General features: G+C 63.3%; 33 protein-coding genes and 4 tRNA genes. 5 read left to right on the top strand and 32 right to left on the bottom strand.

Annotated elements, in window-relative coordinates; genetic code table 11:
• Nucleotides 1-3: 3 nt before the first annotated feature.
• From rplO to THIMADRAFT_RS01420, 25 genes are all read right to left on the bottom strand, one after another.
• On the bottom strand, nucleotides 4-438 hold the full coding sequence (gene rplO / locus THIMADRAFT_RS01300; RefSeq protein ID WP_007191139.1) for a 50S ribosomal protein L15: 435 nt from the start codon (nucleotides 436-438) through the stop codon (nucleotides 4-6).
• Entirely contained in the window at nucleotides 425-631 is a 207-nt protein-coding gene (rpmD, locus tag THIMADRAFT_RS01305) for a 50S ribosomal protein L30 (protein ID WP_007191140.1), read from the bottom strand. Before rpmD ends, rplO begins: the two co-directional genes overlap by 14 nt.
• 3 nt (nucleotides 632-634) lie before the next feature.
• On the bottom strand, nucleotides 635-1,141 hold the full coding sequence (rpsE, locus tag THIMADRAFT_RS01310) for a 30S ribosomal protein S5 (RefSeq protein ID WP_007191141.1): 507 nt from the start codon (nucleotides 1,139-1,141) through the stop codon (nucleotides 635-637).
• A gap of 10 nt (nucleotides 1,142-1,151) precedes the next feature.
• Nucleotides 1,152-1,508: a 50S ribosomal protein L18 gene (gene rplR, locus THIMADRAFT_RS01315; RefSeq protein WP_007191142.1), complete on the bottom strand. Its 357-nt coding sequence runs from the start codon at nucleotides 1,506-1,508 to the stop codon at nucleotides 1,152-1,154.
• A 14-nt stretch (nucleotides 1,509-1,522) separates the two neighbouring features.
• The gene (gene rplF, locus THIMADRAFT_RS01320) at nucleotides 1,523-2,056 is read right to left on the bottom strand and encodes a 50S ribosomal protein L6 (RefSeq protein WP_007191143.1); all 534 of its coding nucleotides are present in this window, start codon (nucleotides 2,054-2,056) and stop codon (nucleotides 1,523-1,525) included.
• A 12-nt stretch (nucleotides 2,057-2,068) separates the two neighbouring features.
• Nucleotides 2,069-2,464, bottom strand: a complete 396-nt coding sequence (gene rpsH, locus THIMADRAFT_RS01325) for a 30S ribosomal protein S8 (RefSeq protein WP_007191144.1) — start codon at nucleotides 2,462-2,464, stop codon at nucleotides 2,069-2,071.
• Between the two features lie 103 nt (nucleotides 2,465-2,567).
• Nucleotides 2,568-2,873: a 30S ribosomal protein S14 gene (rpsN, locus tag THIMADRAFT_RS01330; protein WP_007191145.1), complete on the bottom strand. Its 306-nt coding sequence runs from the start codon at nucleotides 2,871-2,873 to the stop codon at nucleotides 2,568-2,570.
• A 10-nt stretch (nucleotides 2,874-2,883) separates the two neighbouring features.
• Nucleotides 2,884-3,423 (bottom strand): 50S ribosomal protein L5, encoded by a 540-nt coding sequence (rplE, locus tag THIMADRAFT_RS01335; protein WP_007191146.1) that lies wholly within the window; start codon nucleotides 3,421-3,423, stop codon nucleotides 2,884-2,886.
• A gap of 14 nt (nucleotides 3,424-3,437) precedes the next feature.
• A complete protein-coding gene (gene rplX / locus THIMADRAFT_RS01340) occupies nucleotides 3,438-3,755 on the bottom strand; it encodes a 50S ribosomal protein L24 (RefSeq protein WP_007191147.1) in 318 nt (105 codons plus the stop codon).
• 14 nt (nucleotides 3,756-3,769) lie between these two features.
• The gene (rplN, locus tag THIMADRAFT_RS01345) at nucleotides 3,770-4,138 is read right to left on the bottom strand and encodes a 50S ribosomal protein L14 (protein WP_007191148.1); all 369 of its coding nucleotides are present in this window, start codon (nucleotides 4,136-4,138) and stop codon (nucleotides 3,770-3,772) included.
• 93 nt (nucleotides 4,139-4,231) lie between these two features.
• Nucleotides 4,232-4,504 carry a 30S ribosomal protein S17 gene (gene rpsQ / locus THIMADRAFT_RS01350; protein WP_007191149.1) on the bottom strand — a complete coding sequence of 91 codons (273 nt, stop codon included), beginning with the start codon at nucleotides 4,502-4,504 and terminating at the stop codon, nucleotides 4,232-4,234.
• Complete coding sequence (rpmC, locus tag THIMADRAFT_RS01355; RefSeq protein WP_007191150.1) at nucleotides 4,501-4,701, bottom strand: 50S ribosomal protein L29; 201 nt, start codon at nucleotides 4,699-4,701, stop codon at nucleotides 4,501-4,503. The genes rpsQ and rpmC overlap by 4 nt, the downstream gene beginning before the upstream one ends.
• Entirely contained in the window at nucleotides 4,701-5,114 is a 414-nt protein-coding gene (gene rplP / locus THIMADRAFT_RS01360) for a 50S ribosomal protein L16 (RefSeq protein WP_007191151.1), read from the bottom strand. Before rplP ends, rpmC begins: the two co-directional genes overlap by 1 nt.
• A 3-nt stretch (nucleotides 5,115-5,117) precedes the next feature.
• Nucleotides 5,118-5,795 carry a 30S ribosomal protein S3 gene (gene rpsC, locus THIMADRAFT_RS01365; protein WP_007191152.1) on the bottom strand — a complete coding sequence of 226 codons (678 nt, stop codon included), beginning with the start codon at nucleotides 5,793-5,795 and terminating at the stop codon, nucleotides 5,118-5,120.
• Between the two features lie 10 nt (nucleotides 5,796-5,805).
• Nucleotides 5,806-6,138, bottom strand: coding sequence for a 50S ribosomal protein L22 (rplV, locus tag THIMADRAFT_RS01370; protein ID WP_007191153.1), 333 nt, complete (start codon nucleotides 6,136-6,138; stop codon nucleotides 5,806-5,808).
• Nucleotides 6,139-6,150: 12 nt separating this feature from the next.
• Nucleotides 6,151-6,429, bottom strand: coding sequence for a 30S ribosomal protein S19 (rpsS, locus tag THIMADRAFT_RS01375; RefSeq protein ID WP_007191154.1), 279 nt, complete (start codon nucleotides 6,427-6,429; stop codon nucleotides 6,151-6,153).
• Nucleotides 6,430-6,448: 19 nt separating this feature from the next.
• Entirely contained in the window at nucleotides 6,449-7,276 is an 828-nt protein-coding gene (rplB, locus tag THIMADRAFT_RS01380) for a 50S ribosomal protein L2 (RefSeq protein ID WP_007191155.1), read from the bottom strand.
• Nucleotides 7,277-7,308: 32 nt separating this feature from the next.
• The gene (rplW, locus tag THIMADRAFT_RS01385) at nucleotides 7,309-7,605 is read right to left on the bottom strand and encodes a 50S ribosomal protein L23 (RefSeq protein WP_007191156.1); all 297 of its coding nucleotides are present in this window, start codon (nucleotides 7,603-7,605) and stop codon (nucleotides 7,309-7,311) included.
• Nucleotides 7,602-8,213, bottom strand: a complete 612-nt coding sequence (gene rplD / locus THIMADRAFT_RS01390; protein ID WP_007191157.1) for a 50S ribosomal protein L4 — start codon at nucleotides 8,211-8,213, stop codon at nucleotides 7,602-7,604. Before rplD ends, rplW begins: the two co-directional genes overlap by 4 nt.
• Nucleotides 8,214-8,219: 6 nt before the next feature.
• A complete protein-coding gene (gene rplC, locus THIMADRAFT_RS01395) occupies nucleotides 8,220-8,870 on the bottom strand; it encodes a 50S ribosomal protein L3 (RefSeq protein WP_007191158.1) in 651 nt (216 codons plus the stop codon).
• 10 nt (nucleotides 8,871-8,880) lie between these two features.
• A complete protein-coding gene (gene rpsJ / locus THIMADRAFT_RS01400) occupies nucleotides 8,881-9,192 on the bottom strand; it encodes a 30S ribosomal protein S10 (protein ID WP_007191159.1) in 312 nt (103 codons plus the stop codon).
• 4 nt (nucleotides 9,193-9,196) lie between these two features.
• Complete coding sequence (gene tuf / locus THIMADRAFT_RS01405; RefSeq protein ID WP_007191160.1) at nucleotides 9,197-10,387, bottom strand: elongation factor Tu; 1,191 nt, start codon at nucleotides 10,385-10,387, stop codon at nucleotides 9,197-9,199.
• A 95-nt stretch (nucleotides 10,388-10,482) separates the two neighbouring features.
• A tRNA-Thr gene (locus THIMADRAFT_RS01410) sits at nucleotides 10,483-10,558 on the bottom strand.
• Between the two features lie 23 nt (nucleotides 10,559-10,581).
• A tRNA-Gly gene (locus THIMADRAFT_RS01415) sits at nucleotides 10,582-10,655 on the bottom strand.
• Nucleotides 10,656-10,823: 168 nt separating this feature from the next.
• Nucleotides 10,824-10,908 (bottom strand) — tRNA-Tyr (locus THIMADRAFT_RS01420).
• Nucleotides 10,909-11,141: 233 nt separating this feature from the next.
• Between THIMADRAFT_RS01420 and THIMADRAFT_RS01425 the strand changes: the two genes are divergently transcribed.
• The gene (locus THIMADRAFT_RS01425) at nucleotides 11,142-12,479 is read left to right on the top strand and encodes a UDP-glucose dehydrogenase family protein (RefSeq protein ID WP_007191161.1); all 1,338 of its coding nucleotides are present in this window, start codon (nucleotides 11,142-11,144) and stop codon (nucleotides 12,477-12,479) included.
• A 127-nt stretch (nucleotides 12,480-12,606) separates the two neighbouring features.
• Here THIMADRAFT_RS01425 and THIMADRAFT_RS01430 read toward each other — a convergent pair whose 3' ends face one another.
• The 7 genes from THIMADRAFT_RS01430 to THIMADRAFT_RS01460 form a co-directional block, all read right to left on the bottom strand.
• Entirely contained in the window at nucleotides 12,607-14,106 is a 1,500-nt protein-coding gene (locus THIMADRAFT_RS01430) for an OmpP1/FadL family transporter (RefSeq protein ID WP_007191162.1), read from the bottom strand.
• 513 nt (nucleotides 14,107-14,619) lie between these two features.
• The gene (gene pth, locus THIMADRAFT_RS01435; RefSeq protein ID WP_007191163.1) at nucleotides 14,620-15,207 is read right to left on the bottom strand and encodes an aminoacyl-tRNA hydrolase; all 588 of its coding nucleotides are present in this window, start codon (nucleotides 15,205-15,207) and stop codon (nucleotides 14,620-14,622) included.
• A gap of 177 nt (nucleotides 15,208-15,384) precedes the next feature.
• The gene (locus THIMADRAFT_RS01440; RefSeq protein ID WP_007191164.1) at nucleotides 15,385-15,999 is read right to left on the bottom strand and encodes a 50S ribosomal protein L25/general stress protein Ctc; all 615 of its coding nucleotides are present in this window, start codon (nucleotides 15,997-15,999) and stop codon (nucleotides 15,385-15,387) included.
• A 79-nt stretch (nucleotides 16,000-16,078) separates the two neighbouring features.
• Nucleotides 16,079-17,032, bottom strand: coding sequence for a ribose-phosphate diphosphokinase (locus THIMADRAFT_RS01445; protein ID WP_007191165.1), 954 nt, complete (start codon nucleotides 17,030-17,032; stop codon nucleotides 16,079-16,081).
• A gap of 217 nt (nucleotides 17,033-17,249) precedes the next feature.
• Nucleotides 17,250-17,324 (bottom strand) — tRNA-Gln (locus tag THIMADRAFT_RS01450).
• Between the two features lie 46 nt (nucleotides 17,325-17,370).
• Nucleotides 17,371-18,243, bottom strand: coding sequence for a 4-(cytidine 5'-diphospho)-2-C-methyl-D-erythritol kinase (gene ispE / locus THIMADRAFT_RS01455; RefSeq protein WP_007191166.1), 873 nt, complete (start codon nucleotides 18,241-18,243; stop codon nucleotides 17,371-17,373).
• Entirely contained in the window at nucleotides 18,240-20,063 is a 1,824-nt protein-coding gene (locus tag THIMADRAFT_RS01460) for a tetratricopeptide repeat protein (protein ID WP_007191167.1), read from the bottom strand. Before THIMADRAFT_RS01460 ends, ispE begins: the two co-directional genes overlap by 4 nt.
• A gap of 175 nt (nucleotides 20,064-20,238) precedes the next feature.
• On the opposite strand from THIMADRAFT_RS01460, the gene hemA reads away from it, so the two are divergent.
• The 4 genes from hemA to THIMADRAFT_RS01480 all read left to right on the top strand — a co-directional run bounded on the left by hemA (nucleotide 20,239) and on the right by THIMADRAFT_RS01480 (nucleotide 24,194).
• Nucleotides 20,239-21,513 (top strand): glutamyl-tRNA reductase, encoded by a 1,275-nt coding sequence (gene hemA / locus THIMADRAFT_RS01465; RefSeq protein ID WP_007191168.1) that lies wholly within the window; start codon nucleotides 20,239-20,241, stop codon nucleotides 21,511-21,513.
• Nucleotides 21,510-22,589 carry a peptide chain release factor 1 gene (gene prfA / locus THIMADRAFT_RS01470; protein WP_007191169.1) on the top strand — a complete coding sequence of 360 codons (1,080 nt, stop codon included), beginning with the start codon at nucleotides 21,510-21,512 and terminating at the stop codon, nucleotides 22,587-22,589. Before hemA ends, prfA begins: the two co-directional genes overlap by 4 nt.
• Complete coding sequence (gene prmC / locus THIMADRAFT_RS01475) at nucleotides 22,582-23,538, top strand: peptide chain release factor N(5)-glutamine methyltransferase (protein ID WP_007191170.1); 957 nt, start codon at nucleotides 22,582-22,584, stop codon at nucleotides 23,536-23,538. Before prfA ends, prmC begins: the two co-directional genes overlap by 8 nt.
• A gap of 266 nt (nucleotides 23,539-23,804) precedes the next feature.
• A complete protein-coding gene (locus tag THIMADRAFT_RS01480; protein ID WP_007191171.1) occupies nucleotides 23,805-24,194 on the top strand; it encodes a hypothetical protein in 390 nt (129 codons plus the stop codon).
• Nucleotides 24,195-24,210 lie beyond the last annotated feature (16 nt).

Below are 24,210 nucleotides of genomic sequence, written 5' to 3' on the forward strand. Positions count from 1 at the left end.
AAGCTAGTCTTCGATCTTGCCGCCGGCTGCTTCGATCGCGGCACGGGCACCCTTGGTCACGCCCACGCCACGAACCGCGAAGGCCCGTCCGACCTCACCCGAAGCAATAATCTTCGCACTCTTAATCGACTGACTCAGGACACGCGCCTGAACCAGCGAGAGCAGATCGACCGTGTCGCCCTCGACGCGCGACAGCTCGCTCAGGCGAACCTCGGCACGGGTCGCCGCTGTACGCGAGCGGAAACCGACCTTCGGAAGGCGACGCTGCAACGGCATCTGGCCGCCTTCGAAGCCGACCTTGTGGAAACCGCCTTTACGGGATTTCTGTCCCTTGTGACCACGTCCGCAGGTCTTGCCGAGGCCGCTGCCGATACCGCGACCGACCCGCTTCGCGGTGGGACGGCTACCCGGATCGGGCTTGAGATCATTGAGCCGCATCGCGAGACTCCTCCACGATCGAAACCATGTACGACACGGTGTTGACCATGCCGCGTGTGCAGGGAGTGTCCTCGACCTCGACCACATGATTCATGCGACGCAGCCCGAGTCCACGCACGCATGCCTTGTGGTTGGCGAGACGGCCGTGCACGCTCCGCACCAACTTGACCTTCATCATCTTTTTGTCGGCCATCGTCTACCCCAGGATCTCGGCGACCGTCTTGCCGCGCTTTGCGGCAATGGTCTCGGGATCGTTCATGGTCCGCAGTCCCTGAACGGTTGCGCGCACCACGTTGATCGGGTTGTTGGTTCCGATGCACTTAGCCAACACGTTCTGAACGCCGAGGACCTCGAAGACCGCGCGCATGGCGCCGCCGGCGATGATCCCCGTGCCTTCGGATGCCGGCTTCATGAAGACCTTCGCCGCGCCGTGCCGCCCGTTCAGCGGATACTGCAGGGTGTTGCCGTTGAGCTTCACCTCGATCATGTTCTTGCGCGCGTTTTCCATCGCCTTCTGAATCGCGACCGGCACCTCGCGGGCCTTGCCGCGACCGAACCCGACACGCCCTTTACCGTCTCCGACAACCGTCAACGCGGCAAAACCGAATTGACGTCCGCCCTTGACGACCTTGGCGACCCGGTTGACTGCGATCAGCTTCTCGAGGAGATCGTCACCCTCGTTCTTCGGATTGAAGTTCGCCATGCTCGTACCCCTAGAATTTCAGACCGTTCTCACGCGCGGCATCCGCCAGCGCCTTGAGACGGCCGTGATAGCGAAACCCGGAGCGATCGAAGGCTACGGTCTCGACGCCGGCGGTGAGTGCACGCTCGGCGATCGCCTTGCCGACAGTCGCAGCCGCACCGACGTTGCCCTTGTGACCCGGAATGGCCTCGCGCAACGTCGGCTCCACCGTCGAGGCGCTGGCCACGACACGGTTGCCTTCCGGCGCGATGATTTGGGCGTAGATGTGGCGCGGGGTACGGTGTACGCACAAGCGAAACACACCCAGCTCGCGAATCTTCGCCCGTGCCCGCGTCGCACGACGCAGGCGAGCTTGTTTCTTGTCCATTGTTTCTGAGACCCCTATTTCTTCTTGGCTTCCTTACGCAGAACGTCTTCGTCCGCGTAGCGCACGCCTTTGCCCTTGTAGGGCTCCGGCGGCCGGAATCCTCGGATCTCCGAGGCAACCTGACCGACACGTTGTTTGTCGGCACCCATGACGACGACCTCGGTCTGAGTCGGGGTCTCGATCGTGATTCCCGCAGGGATCGGATAGTCGATCGGATGGGAGAAGCCAAGGCTCAGATTGAGCACATCGCCCTTCGCCTGCGCGCGATAACCGACGCCCACCAGCGAGAGCTTGCGCACGAAACCCGTGCTGCAGCCCACCACCATGTTGTTCAGGAGGGCGCGTGTCGTCCCCGCCATGGCCCAGGCATTCTCATGCCCGCCCGCAGGAGCGAACCGCAGCTCCCCATCGACCTGAGTAATGGTCACCGCAGGGTGGACGGTCCACGCCATGGTGCCCTTTGAGCCCTTGACCGTGACGTCCTGGCCCGATACTTCGACCGTCACACCTTTCGGTACGACAATCGGCGCCTTTGCGACTCGTGACATGATCGGATCCTCTTAAGCGACGTAGGCGATGATCTCGCCACCGTGCCCCGCCTCGCGGGCGGCACGGTCGGTCATCAGGCCTTTGGACGTGGAGACGATCGCGATCCCGAGCCCGGCCCATACCTTGGGCAGGTCGTCCTTGCCGCGGTAGATCCGCAGGCCGGGACGCGAGACACGGGTGAGTTGCTCGATCACGGGTTTGCCCCGGAAATACTTGAGCTTGACCACCAACTCGGGTTTGTTGCCATTCGCCTCGACGGTCGCGTCGGCGATATACCCTTCGGCTTTCAGGAGGTTCGCAATCGCGACCTTCTGCTTGGACGAAGGCATCGCGATCGTGATCTTGCCGCGCTGCTGGCCGTTGCGGATACGCGTCAGCATATCCGCAATCGGATCCGACATACTCATGAGCTTCTCCGGGGGTCAGACCACCTCGTCGGTGCGATACCCATCAGGTTTCAAATAACCGGTACGGCCTGGTTGACCGTATCGGTAGGGATCGAACGGTATTCTACCAACTGGCCTTGACGACACCCGGCGCATCGCCGCGCATCACGGCCTCTCGGATCTTGTTGCGCGAGAGCCCGAATTTGCGATAGACGGCATGCGGCCGCCCGCTGATGCGGCAGCGACGCTGCTGACGTGTCGGACTGGCGTCGCGCGGGAGCTGCTGTAGCTTGGCGAGCGCCTCTTCGATCTGCTCGCCGCTTGCGCTGCGGTCATCGATCACCGCCTTCAACGCGGCCCGTTTCGTCGCAAACCGAGCAGCGACCAAGGTGCGCTTGCGATCTCGCGCGATCATGCTTTTCTTCGCCATCGTTTCGGCCTCAGGTGCGGAATGGAAAGTTGAACGCCTCGAGCAGCGCACGCCCTTCCTCGTCCGTCCGCGCCGTCGTCGTGATGGTGATATCCAGACCCCGCAGCGTATCGATCTTGTCGTAATCGATCTCCGGGAAGATGATCTGCTCGCGCACGCCCATCGAATAGTTGCCGCGACCGTCGAACGCCTTTGCGCTCAGTCCACGGAAGTCCCGGATACGCGGGATGGCGACGCTGACCAGACGATCCAGAAACTCGTACATCCGTTCCCGACGCAGCGTCACCTTACAACCGATCGGCCAGCCCTCGCGGATCTTGAAGCCGGCAACGGACTTGCGCGCGAAGGTCACGATCGGCTGCTGGCCGGCGATGAGCCGCAGATCGGCCAAGGCATTGTCCATGACCTTCTTGTCCGCGATCGCCTCGCCCACACCCATGTTGAGGGTGATTTTCTCGATCCGCGGAACCTGCATCACGCTCTTGAAGCCGAAGCGTTCGCGCAGCTGTTCGACGACGCGCTCCTGATACTCTTTCTGTAGTCTGGTCATCTCGTTTCCTTCGGTCAGACGTCGACGACTTCGCCGTCCGACTTGAATACGCGAACCTTTCGGCCGTCTTCGAGAATCTTGAAACCGACTCGATCCGGACCGCCTTTCTGCGGGTTGTAAAGCGCAACGTTCGACACCTGGATCGGCATCACCTTATCGACGATGCCGCCCGGCTCGCCGGCCTGCGGATTCGCCTTCTGGTGCTTCCGGGCGATGTTGATGTTCTCGACGATCACATGATCCTTGTCGAGCACCTTCAGCACCGTGCCTCGTTTGCCCTTGTCTTTACCGGTGATGACCATGACGTCGTCACCTTTCTTGATCTTCTGCATCTCTCCCGTCCCCTCTACAGAACTTCAGGCGCGAGCGAGATGATCTTCATGAACCGCTCGCCGCGGAGCTCGCGCGTCACGGGCCCGAAGATGCGAGTCCCGATCGGTTGGAGCTGATTGTTCAAGAGAACGGCTGCGTTGCCGTCGAAACGCACGGTCGAGCCGTCCGGACGACGCACGCCCTTGCGGGTACGCACCACGACCGCGTTGTAGACGTCGCCTTTTTTGACCTTGCCGCGCGGAATAGCGTCTTTGACGGTGACCTTGATCACATCTCCGATGCCTGCGTAACGCCGATGCGATCCGCCGAGCACCTTGATGCACTGCACCCGCCGCGCGCCGCTGTTGTCGGCGACACTGAGATCGGTCTGCATCTGAATCATTGTTGTTTACCTGAACCTGTTGTGCTGCCCGGATGACCTGCTTTCTCGGCGTCTATCGCTGCGATGTCTGAAGCGAGACGACGAAGAGGGATCTCAACGGGCCTTTTCGATGATCTCGATCAAGCGCCATGTCTTGGTCTTGGACAACGGACGACACTGCTCCACACGAACCAAATCACCCGCAGAGCACGCGTTCTCCTCGTCGTGGGCATGAATCTTGGTCGAACGGCGCATGAACTTGCCGTACAAGGGATGCTTGACCTTGCGCTCGATGAGCACCGTGACGGTCTTGTCCATCGCACTGCTGGTGACGCGCCCGTCGAGTGTCCGATTGTTGATCGGATTGCTGATCGTCTCTTCGGTCATGACATGGCCCTCGCCTTTTGCTCGCCCATAATCGTCTTTACGCGGGCGATCTCCCGACGCACGGCCTTCATTTGCGAGGGCTTCGACAACTGTCCGGTGCCCCTCTGCATCCGCAGGTTGAACTGCTCGCGCAACAGGTTCATCAGCTCTTTCTCGAGCTCTTCGGGGCTGCGTGTTCTTAGCTCGTTCGCCTTCATCACAAGATCATCCGTCTCTCAAAGGTAGTCTGCACGGGGAGCTTGGCCGCGGCCAGCTCGAACGCCTCCCGAGCCAGCTCTTCGGTCACGCCCTCGATCTCGTAGAGGACCCGACCCGGCTGAATGAGAGCCACCCAGTACTCGACGTTGCCTTTACCTTTACCCATGCGCACTTCGAGCGGTTTCTTCGAGACCGGCTTGTCCGGGAACACACGGATCCAGAGTTTTCCGCCGCGTTTGACCTTTCTCGTGATCGCCCGCCGCGCGGCTTCGATCTGGCGCGCCGTCAGCCGACCCCGACCGACCGCCTTCAAGCCAAAGTCGCCGAAGCTCACCTTGTTGCCGCTTTGCGCGAGACCGCGATTGCGGCCTTTGTGCTGTTTGCGGAATTTCGTACGTTTCGGTTGCAGCATGACCTATCCCCTTCTTGCAGACGCCTTCGGCGCCGGTTCCTCGGGGATCTGATCACCGAACACCTCGCCTTTGAAGATCCAAACCTTCACGCCGATCACGCCGTAGGTGGTACGGGCCTCGGCGAAGCCATAGTCGATGTCGGCACGCAGCGTATGCAGCGGGACTCGGCCCTCGCGCGCCCATTCCGTGCGCGCAATCTCGGCCCCGTTCAAGCGGCCGGCGACGTTGACGCGCACGCCCTCCGCCCCGAGTCGCATGGTGTTTTGAATCGCACGCTTCATGGCGCGGCGAAACATGATGCGGCGCTCGAGCTGTTGGGCGATGCCTTCGGCAACCAGCTGCGCATCCAGCTCGGGCTTGCGGATCTCCTCGATGCTGATGTGGACCGGGATCCCCATCATCTTCGAGACACGGGCGCGCAGCTTATCGATATCTTCGCCCTTCTTGCCGATCACCACGCCCGGACGCGCCGTGTGGATGGTGATATGCGCATTCTTCGCGGGGCGGTCGATCTGAATCCGACTCACCGATGCCTTGGCCAATTCCTTGCGAAGGAAGGAGCGCACCTCGATGTCGGTATTGAGGAAATTCGCATAGTCCTTCGACGTTGCGTACCACTTCGAGGTCCAGTCCTTGACGATGCCAAGGCGGATGCCGGTCGGATGAACTTTCTGTCCCATACTGGTCCCCTTAGCCTTCCGCGACGGTCAGCCGGATGTGGCTGGTGCGTTTCATGATTCGATTCGCACGACCCTTGGCACGGGGGCGAATCCGCTTCATGGTCGGCCCCTCGTCCACCTGGATCGACGCGACCTTCAGCTCGTCGATGTCGGCACCTTCGTTGTGCTCGGCATTGGCAACCGCCGACTCCAGAACCTTCTTGATGATCTGCGCACTTTTTTGGGTGCTGAAGGTCAAGGTGTTCAGGGCCTCTTCGACGTCGCGCCCGCGGATCATGTCCGCGATCAGCCGGGCCTTTTGGGCCGAGACCCGTGCATATTTCAATGTTGCTTCGGCTCGCATCCCCATCTCCGGCTAGCGCTTCTTCGCCTTACGGTCGGCGGCATGTCCCCGGTAGGTCCGGGTCAATGCAAACTCGCCGAGCTTGTGGCCGATCATGTTTTCGTTGACGAGCACCGGCACGTGCAGACGCCCGTTGTGGACCGCAATGGTCAACCCAACCATCTCGGGCAGCACCATGGAACGGCGCGACCAAGTCTTGATGGGGCGTTTGCTGTTTTGCGCGACCGCCTCCTCGACCTTCTTGATCAGATGGTGGTCGACAAAGGGTCCTTTTCGAATCGAACGTGGCACTTGCTCAACCTCGCCTTGTTTACTTGCGTCCGCGACGTCGGACGATCATCGCGTCGGTCCGCTTGTTCTTACGCGTCTTGTGACCCTTGGTCGGTACGCCCCAAGGTGTCACCGGGTGGCGCCCGCCGGAGGTCCGGCCCTCGCCGCCGCCGTGCGGATGATCAACCGGGTTCATGACCACCCCGCGGACGGTCGGCCGTACACCCCGCCAGCGCGACGCACCGGCTTTACCGAGCTTGCGCAGAGAGTTTTCGCTGTTGCCGACCTCGCCGATCACCGCGCGACAGTCGACGTGGATCTTGCGCATCTCCCCGGAGCGCAGGCGCAGCGTCGCGCTCTTGCCGTCGCGCGCCACCAACTGGGCCGAGCTCCCCGCAGCACGTGCGATCTGAGCACCCTTCCCGGGACGCATCTCGATGCAATGCACCTGCGTGCCCACCGGGATATTGCGCAGCGGCATGCAGTTGCCGGCGCTGATCGGTGCGCCTTCGCCGGCCTCCACACGCCCGCCGACCACAAGACCCTTCGGCGCGATGATGTAGGCGCGCTCGCCATCGGCATACTTCAAAAGGGCCAAATGTGCGGTCCGGTTCGGATCGTACTCGAGCCGCTCGACAACCGCCGGAACGCCTTCCTTATTGCGCTTGAAGTCGACAAGGCGATAGTGCTGCTTGTGTCCGCCTCCCTGGTGGCGCACGGTGATGCGCCCGAGGTTGTTGCGTCCGCCATGCTTGGCCTTCTTCTCGAGGAGCGGCGCGTAGGGCGCACCCTTATGCAGCTCGGGGGACTGCACCTTGACGACGAAACGCCGCCCGGCCGAAGTCGGTTTGGTCTTTACGATTGCCATCTTGGTCTATCCGCTGCTGTGGGCCGGCCCGCTCAGGCGCCGCCGCCGAAGTCGATATCCTGGCCGGCTTCGAGACGCACATACGCCTTGCGCCAGTCGTTGCGCTTGCCGAGGCGCTGGCCGTGCCGCTTGTTTTTTCCTTTGACGTTAAGGACTTGGACCGCGTCCACCTTGACGTCGAACAGGAGCTCGACGGCGCGCGCGATCTCTCGCTTGGTGGCATCGGTCGCAACACGGAAACCGTATTGACCGGCCAGGTCGGCGGCCCGGGTCGTCTTCTCGGAGACGAGCGGCGCCAACAGGACGTTCATGAGACGCTCGTTGTTCATGCCAACCGCTCCTCCAGGTGCTTCACTGCCGCCTCGGTGGCGAGCACGGTGTCGAACGCAACCATACTGACCGGGTCGACGTCCTGAACGGCGATCACGTCGACCTTCGGGATGTTGCGCGATGCCAAGTAAAGGTTGTCGTCGAGCCCGTCGGTCAGGATGAGCACGTCCGTAAGCTCATGGCGCTTCAGCAGCGCCAGCAAATCCTTGGTCTTCGGGGCCTCCAAACGCAGATCGTCGACGACGACCAAGCGTTCCTGGCGGACCAGCTCCGAAAGGATCGAGCGCACGGCGCCGCGATACATCTTGCGGTTGACCTTCTGGCTGTAGTCCTGCGGCTTCGCGGCGAAGGTCACGCCGCCCGAGCGCCAGATCGGGCTGCGCGAGCTGCCTGCCCGTGCCCGACCGGTGCCTTTCTGACGCCACGGCTTGGCGCCGCCGCCGGAGACCTCGGCACGGGTCTTCTGGGCCCGAGTCCCGGCGCGCGCGCCGGCCATATAGGCGTTCACGACCTGATGAATCAGACCGGGTTTGTAATCGACGCCGAAGACGGTGTCCGCAACCTGCAGACTGGACCCGCCGGCATCGTTTCGTATCGTGAGCTCCATGAGTGCTTAACCCTTGTTCTTGTGCTTCACGGACGGCAACACGACCAGACGACCGCCGGTCGGACCGGGAACGCCGCCGCGCACCAGCAGAAGCTGACGATCGGCGTCGACACGCACGACCTCGAGGTTCTGCGTGCAGCGATTGGCCGCGCCGAGGTGGCCCGCCATTTTCTTGCCCTTGAAGACGCGACCCGGCGATTGGTTCTGCCCGATCGAACCCGGGGCGCGATGCGAGAGCGAGTTGCCGTGCGTCGCATCCTGGCCGGCGAAGTGATGCCGCTTGATCGCACCCGCGAAGCCGCGACCCTTGGTCACGCCGCGCACGTCGACCTTCTGCCCGGGGGCAAAGATGTCGACCGTAATCTCCGATCCGACGGCGAGATCGGCGCCTTCGCCGTTCTCGAGGCGAAACTCGCGCAGGCACTCGCCGGCTTCGACGCCCGCCTTGGAATAGTGGCCGGCCATCGGCTTGGTGACGCGCGAAGCCCTCCGATTCCCGAAGGCGACCTGAATCGCACTGTAGCCGTCAGTCTCGGCAGACTTGACCTGGCTGACCCGGTTCGGCTGCACCTCGATGACGGTGACAGGGATACTGTCTCCGCCTTCGCTGAACAGCCGGGTCATGCCGGCCTTACGCCCAATCAATCCGATCGCCATGGGTTCGTCCTCAGCTCAACTTAATCTGGACGTCGACGCCCGCGGCCAGATCCAATTTCATCAGTGCGTCGACCGTCTTGTCGGTCGGGTCGACGATATCCATCAGGCGCTTGTGCGTGCGCAGCTCGTACTGGTCGCGCGCGTCCTTGTTGACGTGCGGCGAAACCAGAATGGTGAAGCGCTCCTTCTTCGACGGAAGCGGCACCGGACCCCGCACCTGCGCGCCCGTGCGCTTGGCGGTATCGACGATTTCGCGGGCCGATTGATCGATCAAGCGATGGTCAAACGCCTTCAAGCGAATACGGATTCTCTGGTTATTCATGCCTTTACTCGATGATCTTCGCGACGACGCCGGCACCGACGGTGCGGCCGCCTTCGCGCACTGCAAAGCGCAACCCTTCTTCCATGGCGATCGGCGCAATCAGCTTGATCGTCATCTTCACGTTGTCTCCGGGCATCACCATCTCGATACCCTCGGGCAGCTCGCAGGCGCCGGTCACGTCGGTGGTGCGGAAGTAGAACTGCGGACGGTAGCCGTTGAAGAACGGGGTGTGACGTCCGCCCTCTTCCTTGCTCAGCACGTACACCTCGGCTTCGAAATGGGTGTGCGGGTTGATCGACTTGGGCTTGGCCAACACCTGGCCGCGCTCCACGTCTTCACGCTTGGTGCCGCGCAGCAGCACGCCGACGTTGTCGCCCGCCTGCCCCTGATCGAGCAGCTTGCGGAACATCTCCACACCCGTGCAGGTGGTCTTCACGGTGTCCTTGATGCCGACGATCTCCACCTCTTCGCCGACCTTCACGATGCCGCGCTCGATGCGTCCGGTCACCACGGTGCCGCGACCGGAGATCGAGAAGACGTCCTCGATCGGCATCAGGAACGCACCGTCCACCGCACGCTCGGGCTGCGGGATGTAGCTGTCGAGCGCCTCCATCAGGCGGTCGATCGACTGGGTGCCGATCTCGGAGTCGTCGCCTTCCAGCGCCAGCTTCGCCGAACCGGTCACGATCGGGGTGTCGTCGCCGGGGAAGTCGTAGCTCGAGAGCAGCTCGCGCACTTCCATCTCCACCAGCTCGAGCAGCTCGGCGTCGTCCACCATGTCGGCCTTGTTCAGGTACACCACGATGTAGGGCACGCCGACCTGACGCGACAGCAGGATGTGCTCGCGCGTCTGCGGCATCGGGCCGTCCGCCGCGCTCACCACCAGGATCGCACCGTCCATCTGCGCCGCACCCGTGATCATGTTCTTCACGTAGTCGGCGTGGCCGGGGCAGTCCACGTGGGCGTAGTGACGGTTCTTCGTCTCGTACTCCACGTGCGCCGTGGCGATCGTGATCCCGCGCTCGCGCTCTTCCGGGGCATTGTCGATCTGGTCGTAGGCACGCGCCTCACCGCCGAATTGCTTCGCCTGGTAGGTCGTGATCGCCGCCGTCAAGGTCGTCTTGCCGTGGTCGACGTGACCGATCGTGCCGACGTTCACGTGTGGCTTGCTGCGCTCGAATTTTGCTTTGGACATGAACGGCTCCCCGCATGGTTCAAATCGACAAGTCGCGCCGGACGCTGACGATACGACGATCCAAGACCGACGACTGATTCTCGAAAAACGTAAAGTGGAGCCCATGACCGGAGTCGAACCGGTGACCTCACCCTTACCAAGGGTGTGCTCTACCAACTGAGCTACATGGGCAATCGCAAAGCACACTCAATCAATGGAGCGGGTGATGGGAATCGAACCCACACCATCAGCTTGGAAGGCTGAGGTTCTACCATTGAACTACACCCGCAGGGCTTTCGCACCCGACAAGGACCGTCCCGGCCGAGATCGGCCCCCGAGGCCGCAACCGCCTAGACCTCGCTCTCTGCCGGATCGGAACGCCGGAGGATACCGTCTACGGCCGCCGCAATGCGGCCATGGCGCCGGGCCTCGAAGATACCTTGAACCGCCTTAAATCTGGTGGAGGGGGGAGGATTCGAACCTCCGAAGGCTGAGCCGTCAGATTTACAGTCTGATCCCTTTGACCGCTCGGGAACCCCTCCGTAAAGAGCGACGCAGTATATGGGGGCAAAAGACCAGCGTCAAGCCGATATAGAGGACCCCGGCGACAGGGCGCATCGCGCGGCGGCCCCGAATGACAATCGGGTGCATGCGCCCGGGCCGGGCAGATATACAATAGTCCACCCGGGCGCGGAGCGCGGCGCTGTTCGCCGCGCCCGCGCCCGACAACCCCGATCCCCTTGGATCCGAACGAAAACGCCCGGAGACAAAAAGAATGGACGTTACGATTTTTGGCAGCGGTTACGTTGGACTGGTCACTGGCGTATGCCTTGCGGAGGTCGGCAATCGCGTCCTTTGCATCGATGTCGACCCCGCGAAAATCGCGCTGCTCAACAGCGGAGGCGTGCCCATTTACGAGCCGGGACTCGACGAGCTGATCAAACAGAACCGCGAAGCCGGCCGGCTGACCTTCTCCACCGATCCGGAGGAAGGGGTGCGGCACGGACTTTTCCAATTCATCGCGGTCGGCACACCGCCGGACGAAGACGGCTCGGCCGACCTTCAATACGTCCTCGCAGTCGCACGCAGCATCGGCGAGCACATGGACAGCTACCGCATCCTGGTCAACAAATCGACGGTACCCGTCGGCACTGCGGACAAGGTCGCCGCGGCGGTTCGCGAAGCGCAGTCCGCACGTGACGTTGCGGTGGAATTCGACGTCGTCTCCAATCCCGAGTTCCTGAAGGAGGGCGCGGCGATCGACGACTTCATGCGCCCGGATCGCATCATCGTCGGCACGGACAACCCGCGCACCGGCGAATTGCTGCGTGCGCTCTATGCCCCGTTCAATCGCAACCATGACCGCGTCATGGTGATGGACGTGCGCTCGGCCGAGCTGACCAAATATGCGGCCAACGCCATGCTGGCGACCAAGATCAGCTTCATGAACGAGCTGTCGAACATCGCCGAAGCGGTCGGCGCAGACATCGAAAAGGTCCGCGTCGGCATCGGCTCGGATCCGCGCATCGGCTATCAGTTCATCTACCCCGGCTGCGGCTACGGCGGCTCCTGCTTCCCGAAGGATGTGCGCGCGCTCGAGCGTACCGCGCGCAGCCTAGGATACGACCCGGAGCTGCTGCATGCCGTCGAGGCCGTAAACTTCCGGCAGAAGGACCTCTTGTTCAAAAAGATCTCCGAGTATTTCAAAGGAGATCTCGCGGGCCGAACCATCGCCGTCTGGGGACTTTCGTTCAAACCCAACACCGACGACATGCGCGAGGCATCGAGTCGCGTCTTGATTGAATCACTCTGGGCCGCGGGGGCGAAAGTCCGTGCATTCGACCCTGTCGCCATGCCCGAAACGAACCGCATCTATGGCGAACGCACCGACATGGTCTTGGCCGACGACGCGATGTCGGCGCTCGACGGGGCGGACGCCCTCGCGGTCCTGACCGAGTGGTCGCAGTTCCGAAGCCCCGACTTCCGAACGATCAAGGACAAACTGAAGGCCGGCGTCATCTTCGACGGACGCAATATCTTCGATCCCGGGCAGATCAGCGCCGCGGGCCTGCATTACGTATCAATCGGGAGGGCGCCGGTGCTTGCACGGTAACACCCAGGCGGCGTCTCGCCGCGCCGCCCGGACCTGCGCAGGAACAAATCGCGCGGACCGCCGGGTTGCCGATAGTGCCGCCTGTGAACGGTCGCCCGGTATACCGGGCGACTGTTCGGGGTCGATGTCAGAATCGGTGATTCCAACTGATCTGAATATCCATCTGCTGCATGTAGATCGAACCGGTCTGACCCTGAGTGATGCTGGGGCTCGTGCCGGACACCTCCTCCTCCGGCATATAGGAGAAGGCAAACGCGAACTCATCCGTCTCCGTGACACGGTAAGCCGCGCCAACGGTCAAGTGCCAGCGGATAGTCGCCGGGGTCAGAATATTGAACAGAGCCTGCCGGCCGGGAGCGAATTCGGAGTTGTAGCTCACGCCGCCCAGTAGGGTCAGTTTGTCGTTCGGCTCGTAACGCAATCCGAGCTTGAAGACATCCATGCTATCCCACCCGAAACCGAGCCCATCAGCTCCACCGAGACAGAACGCCGGCTTGGGCGAATCGGTAAAGCAGGGCGACAGATCCTTGTCGCTGGAATTGGCGATCGCCGAAATCTCGTCGTAAAAAATGTGCTGGTAGTCGAAGGCCAGGGTCACATTCGGCTTTACCTTGTAGGCAACCCCGAGATTGAACATGGCCGGAATATCGAACTCCCCACCGTCCGCGAACAATCCTTTGTATTTATCGAACTTGCTCATCCAAGTCTTCGTTCGATAAGACATGCCAAGTGCTAATTGATCGTTAACCTCCCCATACCAGCCGAAATGCAGGCCCGCGCCGTAGGACCAGTCCGTACCATTGTTGCTCACGTCGTCCGGATTCACCGACGCGGCGCGGAAAGGCTCCAAGCCGTTGGCCTTGAAGCTCTGAATCGCGAAGACAGGGGCAACACCGACAGACTGTTTTCCGTTGCCGATCTTGTACGTGTACGGGATCTCAATAAACAACTGTTCAAGGTTGACCCCGGTAGAGGTCGTCGCCGTCAGGTAACCATTGGGATTGGCGTTGTTGCCGTCCGGTGGAGGCGGTACGCTCGCATCCGTTACAGGCATCGGGGGGTTCGTCTGCGTAAAGAGGAGTCCGCCAGGGCTCGCTATGGTGCCGGGCGGCGGCGTCATGCCCGACCCGATCGCCAGTTGATTGGGAGCGGCTGCAAAATTCTCCCAAACCGGGCGATCTTGATAGTCGGAGTTCATTCCTCCGTTGCCGAATACGCTAACACCGATCGTACTTTTTTCATTGATCTCGTAGTTGTAGCCGAAGCTCGGGATCAGGAACCAATCATTGTCGCTCTCGTATCGGCCCGGGGTGATGAAAGGGCCGGAGGGAAACCCCGAGTTGGGGTCGACTGAAATGTCGTTGTTAGCATCGTATCCGCGAGGCGAGGGACTAAAGAACGACACCCCGATATCCATGCTCTTGCCCACGAACGCCATCCCCGCGGGATTGGTCGCCGTGACCATTGTATCCTGAGGCAATGCGGTCGCCACGCCCGCCATGGCCTTGGACTTGGTTCCCCATCCGTGTGAAAAATATCCGTTCGTCGCCAATGCCAATGTCGGCATAGATGCGCAAGCTATGACTGCGACTTTCAGCGGCCAACCGACCTTCGAGACTGTGTGCATACTGCCCTCCCCCTTTGGCGTGCCGAATCCGAGCGGCACGTTTCGTATTGTATTTGTTGCGTTTGGAGCTCGGTGGAAAGTGATCCAAGCCTTCGGCAACAAAGCCTGATCTTCCGACCTTTCGATGCGTTCCGACATTGCTCAAGCGGATACCGGATGCGGGATCCAACCCCGCGCGACGGGATCGCTGTAGAAGGAAAAACCGATCGAAATGTTGCGTGAACACAACATGTATGGAACCTACGAAGATCCAACTGAATCTTCGACCGGGGATTGCGCTTTGTCAATGCTGGATCGGCAACTCGTCACGAAATAACCCGCGAAAATCCTTCGCAGCGCAATCGACGGGCCAGCAAACACCGTGCAGGCCGACAGAGCCTCTTCGCCGGGTTTGCCGAGGTTGGGGAGAAGCGAATGCGGGGCTCGGTCGCGGCGCGATCCGTTGCAGCGCATGCCAATCGCACCGAGAGCGTCGCGAACGGCGATTGACTGCACGCCGCCGGACTTGTCTCGCTAAGGCGCGGAGTGCAAGCGGTTCATCGCCAAATGAAAGTGACCGGCGATCAGTTCCGGCAAGCTGCGCTCGGCGTCGTCCAGCACACTGTTGATCGCCTCGGATTCGTCCTTCGACGGGCGACCCAGAACATAGCCGACGACCTGCGCCTTATGGCCGGGATGCGAGATACCGATCCGCAGACGCCAAAAATCGGCACTTCCAAGCGCCGTGATGGTATCGCGCATCCCGTTGTGGCCGGCATGCCCGCCGCCGCGCTTGAGCTTGACACGCCCGGCGGGGAGATCGAGCTCGTCATAGGCCACCAGGATTTGTTCCGGCGGAATATCGAAATAGCGGGCGACGGCCACGACCGAGCGGCCGCTGTGATTCATGTAGGTCATCGGCTTGAGCAGGCGCAGATCGGAGCCTGCGACGCCGACTCGACAAAGCTGTCCTTGAAATTTCGGCTCGGCTCGGAAGGTCTCGCGAAAATCCGCAGCGATTCGGTCGACGAGCCAAAACCCGACGTTGTGACGTGTCGCCTCGTACTGATCGCCCGGATTACCGAGCCCGACGATCAAACGGATACCGGCGGGCTCGCTCATCGACAACGACCGATCGAAGGCCTGCTATCGCGCGTCGCGGGACGGCCCACACGGAATGTTTGCGCCGAGCATCGAAGGCCGGCAAGCCGGCCCTCGCACATCCGATGATCGTCGTCGGCCCCTCGTTCAGGGCGGCAAATCCGCATGCTCGTCGTTCGCTCAGCGCATCCGCCGATGTCAGGCGCCTTCCTCTTCGCCCTCGCCTTCGGCCTCGTCGCCGCCGCCGCGCGGCCCGTAAATCATGGCCACGGGTTCATCCGAATCCGGCGTATGCGCAAGACTGACACCCTCGGGCATCGGGATATCGGACAGGTGGATGATTTGACCGATCTCCAGATCGCCCATATCCACCGCGATGAACTCGGGAAGATCCTTCGGCAAACAGACGATCTCGAGCTCGGTGATGTTGTGGGACACCTGGCCGCCCATCTTCACGCCCTTGGAGCGTTCCTCGTTGATGAAATGCAGGGGCACACTCATGCGCAGCTTCTCGTCCTGAGTGATGCGTAGAAAGTCCACATGCTGCACGAAAGGCTTCGCGGGATGACGCTGCAGGTCCTTCAAAACGACCTTGACCGAGCGCTCCCCGATCTTCAGGTCAAGGACGTGCGAGTAGAATGCCTCGTGCTCGAGGTGCTTGAGCAGCTCGTTGTGGCCGACCGAGACCATCTCGGGCTCTTGATGACCACCGTAGACGATGGCGGGCACCTGCCCGGTGCGACGCAGGCGGCGGCTCGCACCCGTTCCTGCAAGTGCGCGGGGCTGCGCGTTGATCTCGAAACTGACGCTCATCGGCGTTCTCCGGTTGATGATGACAACAAAAACGCGCCCGATCCCGCGACCAGGACCGTGACGCTGGAATGGATGGATGCTAGTCCACGAACAGCGAGCTGACCGACTCTTCGTTCGAGACCCGCCGCATGGTCTCGGCGAGCAGCTCGCCGATACTCAGCTGCCTGATCTTCGGGCACGCCTTCGCCGCCGGACGCAACGGGATGGTATTGGTGACCACCAGCTCGTCGAGCTGGGAGACCGAGATGTTGTCGACAGCCGGCCCCGAGAGCACCGCGTGGGTGCAATAGGCCACGACCCGACATGCGCCGGCCTCCTTCAGCGCCGCGGCGGCACGACACAGGGTCCCGGCCGTGTCGACCAGGTCGTCGACGATGACGCAGGAGCGATCCCGCACATCGCCGATGATGTTCATGACCTTGGCCTCGTTGGCGCGCGGACGGCGCTTGTCGATGATCGCGAGATCCGCGTCGTCGAGCCGTTTCGCGAGGGCGCGCGCCCGAACCACGCCGCCGACGTCCGGCGACACCACCATGAGATCGTCGTAGCGTTTGCGCCAGACATCACCCAACAAGATCGGCGAGGCATAGACATTGTCGACGGGGATGTCGAAGAAACCCTGGATCTGGTCCGCGTGCAGATCGACCGTCAGAACGCGATCGGCGCCGGACTGACCGATCATCTTCGCAACCAGGCGCGCCGTGATCGGGACGCGCGCGGATCGGGGCCGGCGATCCTGCCGGGCATACCCGAAGTAAGGAATCACTGCCGTGATGCGTTTGGCCGACGCCCAGCGCAAGGCGTCGATCATCACCAGCAGTTCCATCAGGTTGTCGTTCGTCGGAGCACCCGTCGGCTGTACGACGAAGATATCGCGGCCGCGCACGTTCTCCTGGATCTCGGCCATCACCTCGCCGTCGCTGAACTGACCGACGACGGCCTTACCGAGCGGGACACTCAGATAACCGGCAATCTCGACCGAGAGCTCTGGATTGGCATTTCCGGAAAAGACCATCAAATGGCTGGCGGGCACTGGCAACTTCCTGACGTCTCGCTGGAGGGATTGAAACGGAGCCTGAATCAAGACCGACGGCTTATCCGAGGCTCTGCACGGGCAAGCGAGGTCCGGCGCAAGCATCATCGCTGCGGATGCGAAGCAAGCGCTCTCGGACAAGGCTCGCTGTCGACGACTGGTCCGCGACGCACGGCCTCATGTCCATCGCTCCGCTCTCGCGAGGCTCGACAGGGTATGGCTGGGGCGCCAGGATTCGAACCTGGGGATGCCGGGATCAAAACCCGGTGCCTTACCGCTTGGCTACGCCCCAAAAACTGAACTCGACCTCGGAAATCACGCGCGCGCTCGGAATCCGGTCAGGACACTGTGTCCATATGCGCAAGCAGCGGCGAGCGATTCAGCCCACGCGCCACGAAGGGGCGCATCTCCGGAGGGCATTGCTCGAGCGCTCGCAACGCGTCGGCACGGTCTTCGAAGACCGCAAATACACACGCGCCGGTTCCGGTCAACCGCCCCCCGCCCCAGCCCGAGAGCCAATCGAGGGCTGCCGCAACGGGCGCGTATTCCCGTCTCACGACGCTCAAACAATCGTTCACGACGTCGCCGGCAACGAAGTCCGCTAGTGTGGCGGGCGCCGAATCGCGTGTCAACTCGGGATGCATAAACACGTCCCGCGTGGAGACAGAGCATGGCGGAGACAGCACCAGATACCATGGCTCGGGCAACGCAACCGGCACCAGACGTTCGCCGACGCCCTCTCCCCAGGCCGCAAACCCGCGAACGAAGACGGGCACGTCGGCGCCGAGAGGCAGAGCCAGATCCGCGAGGGCGTCCTCGTCGAGACCGGTCGCCCAGAGCCGATTGAGCGCAACCAACGTGGTTGCAGCGTCGGAGCTGCCGCCGCCGAGCCCTCCGCCCATCGGCAGCTGTTTCTCGCAGCGGATGTTCGCCCCGAGTCGACAGCCGGTCGCCTCGCGAAGCCTCAGCGCGGCGCGAACCGTAAGATCATCCTCGGGCGCAACACCGGGCACCTCGGCGAGACGGTTGATCAGCCCGTCCTCGCGCACTTCGAAGCGAAGCCGATCGCAACGATCGATGAATTGAAACACCGTCTGCAGCTCATGATAGCCGTCGGGCCGACGCCCGACGATGCGCAGCATCAAATTGAGCTTGGCGGGCGCAGGCCACGTCGATGCGCCGGACGGCTCGGCCGTGAAGGACCCGCTCATCGGGCCGGCTCGCCGCCGGACGCCCGGTGACGCTCCATCACGTCTTTCAGATAGTCGTGATCCGGATGCTCCTTCGCCGCCGCGTCCCAAACCTCGAGGGCCTCCTCACGGCGATTCATCGCCCACAGCACCTCGCCGAGGTGCGCGGCGATCTCCCCGTCGCTCATCCGCGCGAGCGCGCGCCGCAGATAGTCGACCGCAGTCTCGTAATCGCCGAGCCGGTAATGGATCCATCCCATGCTGTCGAGGATTGCGGGCTCTTCCGGCTTGATGGCATAGGCCTTTTCGATGTAGCCCTTGGCCTCCGCGTAGCGGTCGGTTCGGTCCGCCAAGGTGTAGCCAAGCGCGTTCAGGGCATCGGCATGCTCCGGGTCGATCTCGATGATTCGCCGCAGGTCCTGCTCGGCGAGAGCAATCCGATCGAGCTTGACGGCCGAGAGGGCGCGCGCGTACAGCAGGTTTTCGTCGTCCGGAAAGACCTGTAGGGCGCTGTCGAAGACCGACATCGCCTCGTCGGCCCGACCGACCGACTCGAGGACCTCGGTCTCCACCAGATAGAGGAGCACGGCATTTTCGGGTCCGCGGTCGCGCAACTGCTGGAGAATCTCACGCGCCCGTTGAACGTCGCCGCCCTTCGCGCTCAACAGCGCGGTGCGGATCCGCGCATCGACCGCATTCGCGCCATTCACCTTGGCGTACCACTCCAGAGCGGCTTCGTTGTTCTCGGCACGCTCCTCGACCTGGCCCAGGTAGAAGGCGGCCTCGTCGCGTCGCTCCCCGGTCTCGTAAAGACGGGTGAAGTAGATGCGGGCCGCATCCGTGTCTTCGAGCTGCAACGACAGGACCCCGACGGCAAAGAGGACATCCGGTTCCTTGGGCCGGTTGTCGAGGAGGCGCTGAAAGACATCCCGTGCACCGGAGAACTCTTCCTCCTCGACCAGGAATTGGCCGTACAACATCCGCAGCGCCTGGTCGTCGGGACTGCCGGCGAGATACTCCTCGAGCAACGAGCGCGCCTCCCCCCGCTTGTCCGATGAAATCAACAGCTTGACGAGGAACAACCTCGGCTTGTTCCACTCAGGGCGCAGCTCGAGCGCACGGCGCGCGGCGGCATCGGCGATCTCGAGCCGAGACGCGCTCGCGGCCACCATCGCGAGCGACTGCTGCGCATGCGCGCTGTCGGGGAACTGCTCCGCCAGCGCCTGCATCAGCCCGACACGGGCCTCGGAGGTGGGCGCGCGCGAGATGATGGCCGCGGCATGGCCGAACGCCGCGTCCGGATCCTCGGGAGAGAGCTGCACGAGACGCATCAAGTGCAGGAGCGCGCCGTCGTAGTCGTTCGCCTTGATGCGCGAGAAGGCGCCGACTTGATGTGCGCCGGCGGCTTGCGGATCGAGCTCCAACCATCGCTGCAGGCCCTGCTCGGTTGCCGCGTCGTTGTTCGAGTTGAGGGCCGCACGCACGGCCAGCTCGGCCAAGCGGGGATCCTGCGTCAGAGTCGCAGCCTCCATGTAGGCGGCGAACGCGGAGTCCATGTCGCCGCGACGTGCGGCGATCTCGGCCACCAAAACGGTGTAGACCTGATCGGCCGTCAGACCGTCCGGGACCACCGATGCGCCGGCCTGCGAGGGTTCGGCCGACACCTCGGGGGTGGCCGGGGCGGTGGCCGGGGCGGCGGCAGGGGGTTGCGGAGAGATCGGCACCGGACTCGGCACCGAACCGGTCGCGGGAGCCGGGGCCTGCGCAAACGCCCCGGTGAACGTGAGCACCGAAACAACAAAGCAACCGCCGACAGCGGAGAACAAGAACGAGCGTGGCATGTAATGTGATCCGGCAAGAGCCAATCGGACGAGGATTGTGATCGTGAGAGCCCAGTATAACGAAGCAGTTCCGTCCGCCCACACTCGAAAAACCACAAGATCGACGTCGATGGGTTTTCATCGACCCTGGAAAGTCGGACAATCGCGAGGATCACCACCTGACATCCTCAGAACTATGAAGCTGCTTGTTCTCGGACTCAATCACAAGACGGCGCCGGTCGATGTCCGCGAGCGGCTCGCCTTCGGCCCCGACATCATCGTCGGCGCCTTGCGCGACCTCATCAATTGCGACGGTATCGCCGAGGGTGTCGTGCTCTCCACCTGCAACCGCACCGAGATCTACTGTGCGGTGCAGGATTGCTCCGAGGAGGCGGCACGGCACTGGTTGAGCCGCTTCCACGGCGTCGAGCACGAGCGCGTGGGGCCGTTTCTCTACGCCCACATCGGGCGCGACGCCGTCACCCACCTGCTGCGTGTCTGCAGCGGGCTCGACTCGATGGTCCTGGGCGAGCCGCAGATCCTGGGTCAGGTGAAGAACGCTTACCAGACCGCGACCGACTGCACCGCCACCGGGAAGCTGCTCGGACGTCTTTTCCAGCATGCCTTCTCGGTCGCCAAGACCGTCCGCACCGAGACCGCGATCGGCAGCAGCCCGGTCTCGGTCGCCTTCGCCGCGGTGAATCTCGCGCGCCAGATCTTCAGCGACCTCTCCCAGCAGACAGCGCTCTTGATCGGCGCCGGCGAGACCATCGAGCTGGCCGCCCGCCACCTGCATCGCGCCGGCATCGGCCGCATCATCGTCGCGAACCGCACCGTCGAGCGCGCTCATGAGCTGGCCGCACAGTTCGACGGATTCGCGATCGCCCTGACCGAGATCGGCAATCACCTGGCCGAGGGCGACATCGTCATCGCATCCACCGCCAGCCCCTTGCCCGTGCTCGGCAAGGGCACCGTGGAGCGCGCGCTCAAGAAGCGCAAGCATCGCCCGATGTTTATGGTCGACATCGCCGTGCCGCGCGACATCGAGCCCGAGGTCCGAGAGCTCAGCGACGTCTATCTGTACACGGTCGACGATCTTCAAGACGTGATCGACGAAAGCCTGCGCTCGCGCCAAGCCGCCGCCTCGCAAGCCGAGGACATCATCGCCTTCCACGCCGACGAGTTCATGGCCTGGCTGCGTTCGCTCGATGCCGCCGGCCTCATCCAGGATTATCGCCAACGCGCCGAGGAGCTGCGCGACGATGTCCTTGCACGTGCCCAGCGCCAGCTCGACGCCGGCAAGCCGCCGGCCGAGGTCCTCAACTACCTCGCCCACACCCTGACCAACAAGCTGCTGCATGCGCCCAGCTCGCGTCTGCGCCAAGCCGCCCGCGAGGGCGAGGCCGAGATCCTGGTGGCGGCCAACGAGCTCTTCCAGCTCGACCCCAGCCGAGCCGTCTCCACGCAATGAATCCATCGATCCGGGGCAAGCTGGAGCGTCTCTCGGAGCGCTTCGGCGAGGTTGTCGCCTTGCTGGCGGAATCCGAGACCCAGTCCGATCAGAATCGCTTCCGCGAATTGAGTCGGGAATACGCCCAGCTCGAGCCCCTCATCGCGGCCTACAACCGCTATCGCGAAGCGGAGCTCGACGTGGCTGCTGCCGAGGAGATGCTCGCCGATCCGGAGATGGCCGCGCTTGCACGCGAGGAGATGGCCGACGCCAACGACCGACGCGAGCAGCTCGAGCCCGAGGTCTATCGCCTACTCGTCCCGCCGGATCCCGACGATCAGCGCAACGTCTTTCTCGAGGTCCGTGCCGGCACCGGCGGCGCCGAGGCCGCGCTCTTCGCCGGCGATTTGCTGCGGATGTATCTGCGCTATGCCGAGCTGATGCGCTGGCAGGTCGAGCCCATCGGCGAGAGCCCCGGCGAGCTCGGCGGGTACAAGGAGGTCATCGTGCGCATCATCGGCAACGGCGTTTTCTCGCGCCTTAAATTCGAGCCGGGCGCGCACCGGGTGCAGCGTGTCCCCGAGACCGAGTCACAGGGCCGCGTCCACACCTCCGCCTGTACCGTGGCGGTCATGCCCGAGGCGGACGCGATCGACGCCATCGCGATCAATCCCAGCGAGCTGCGTGTCGACACCTATCGCTCCTCGGGTGCGGGCGGACAGCATGTGAACAAGACCGACTCGGCGATCCGCATCACCCATCTGCCCTCCGGGATCGTCGTGGAGTGCCAGGAGGAACGCTCCCAGCACAAGAACCGGGCGAAGGCCATGTCGTTGCTCCAGGCCAAGCTGCTCGCCGGCGCACGCGAGACCCAGGCCTCCGAGCAGGCGCAGTCGCGCAAGCTCCAGGTCGGCAGCGGCGATCGCTCCGAGCGGATCCGAACCTACAACTTCCCGCAGAACCGACTGACCGACCACCGCATCAACCTGACCCTCTACAAGCTCGACGAGATCATGACGGGCCAGCTCGATCAGGTGATCGACCCGCTGCTTCAGGAGTATCAGGCCGAGGAGCTGACCGCGATGATGCATGGCTGAGACCGGCTCCGACACGGCCGCAGTGGAGCCGGTCGCCTCGAACGCACCCTGCTCGGAAAGCCTTGTCTCGGAGCCGGCGGCAAGACCCGGCAATACAAAGCTCTCGGTCGAGCACCGCATCGACACCCTGCTGCGCGAGGCAACATCCGCGCTCGCAGCCATCCCCGAAGGCACGCCTCGATTGGAGGCCGAGCTGCTCCTGAGCGAAGCGACAGGCTGGTCGCGGACCCGTCTCTTCGCGTGGCCGGACCACCCCGTCGCATCCGACGCCCATGCACGCTTCCACGCACTCCTCGCCCGCCGTTTGGCCGGCGAGCCTATCGCCTACATCCGCGGTCGCCAGGCGTTCTGGAGCCTGGAGCTCCATGTCACGCCCGCGACCCTGATCCCGCGCCCGGAGACCGAGCTCCTGGTCGAAACGGCGCTCGAGACCCTGCTCGCCGAAGCACCGCTGCGCATCGCCGACCTCGGCACCGGCAGCGGCGCCATCGCCGCCGCCTTGGCCACCGAGCGGCCCGTATGGCACCTCCTCGCAACGGATCGCTCGCCCGCCGCGCTCGAGGTCGCCCGCGAGAACCTCGTCCGGCTCGGTCTGCGTAACGCGACCCTGCTCAGGGCACACTGGTCGGAGGCATTCGCGCCCGCCAGCCTGGATGCCGTCGTGAGCAACCCGCCCTACGTCGCCGCCGACGACCCGCATCTCGCCCGCGGCGATCTCCGATACGAGCCACGCGAGGCCCTCACCCCCGGCGGCGACGGCTTGGACGCCTATCGGGCGATCGCGACCGACGCACGCCGCTGCCTGCGACAGGGCGGCTGGTTGATCCTCGAGCACGGCTATGACCAAGGCCGCGATGTCCGCCGAATCCTGATCGATACCGGTCTGAAGGCGCCGACCACCCGAAGCGATCTCGCCGGCCACGATCGCGTGACCCTCGCTCAGGCCTGAGTCCTGCCGCCGTCCGCAAGGCCCCGGCCTCCAGCGATCGGTTAGAGGTATGGGTAGCCGTTTTCCGGACGTTGCTCATAAGGCCGGTGGACGAGCGAGAGCGAAGTCCACCGAGTTTCGCGCGGGCGCTGGTGGACTGCGCTTCACGAGTCCACCCTCGGCTAAGGCGTTTGTCCGACGGCCGGCCACCCTTTTCCCGACCCCTTGACTCAGACTCTCTCCGTCAGTATATTATAATTAAATTATTTTATGATGGAGCAAAGCTCATGAAATCATCATCGATACTCCTGATCGCGACACTCGTTGGCTCGTCCGCCGCGATCGCCGATACACGGCCTCTCTCCGTCGGCCTCGACGCCGGCCTCGAGCGCGAACGCAGTTTCGCGACACAGGCCGGTCACGACTGGTACCAGCAGCAGCGCCGGATCGCGGCCGAGCTGATGGCCGAGCATATGCTGGCACGGCTGCACCAGGCGTCGGACGAGGTCGCGGCGGATGCCTGCATCCAGGGCGACGCCTCGCCGAGCGGTCGGTTCGCGAGCGCCGAGCTGGAGCAGATCGCCCACGCCTTGGCGGATCCGCGTGTGATCGAGCTCTTGGAGACCAGCGCCTACTATGCCGCGGTCGTCGAGGGACGCGTGCCGGTCACGAACTGACCACGTCGCATCTTCG

The sequence above is a fragment of the Thiocapsa marina 5811 genome (assembly GCF_000223985.1).
GTDB lineage: Bacteria > Pseudomonadota > Gammaproteobacteria > Chromatiales > Chromatiaceae > Thiocapsa > Thiocapsa marina.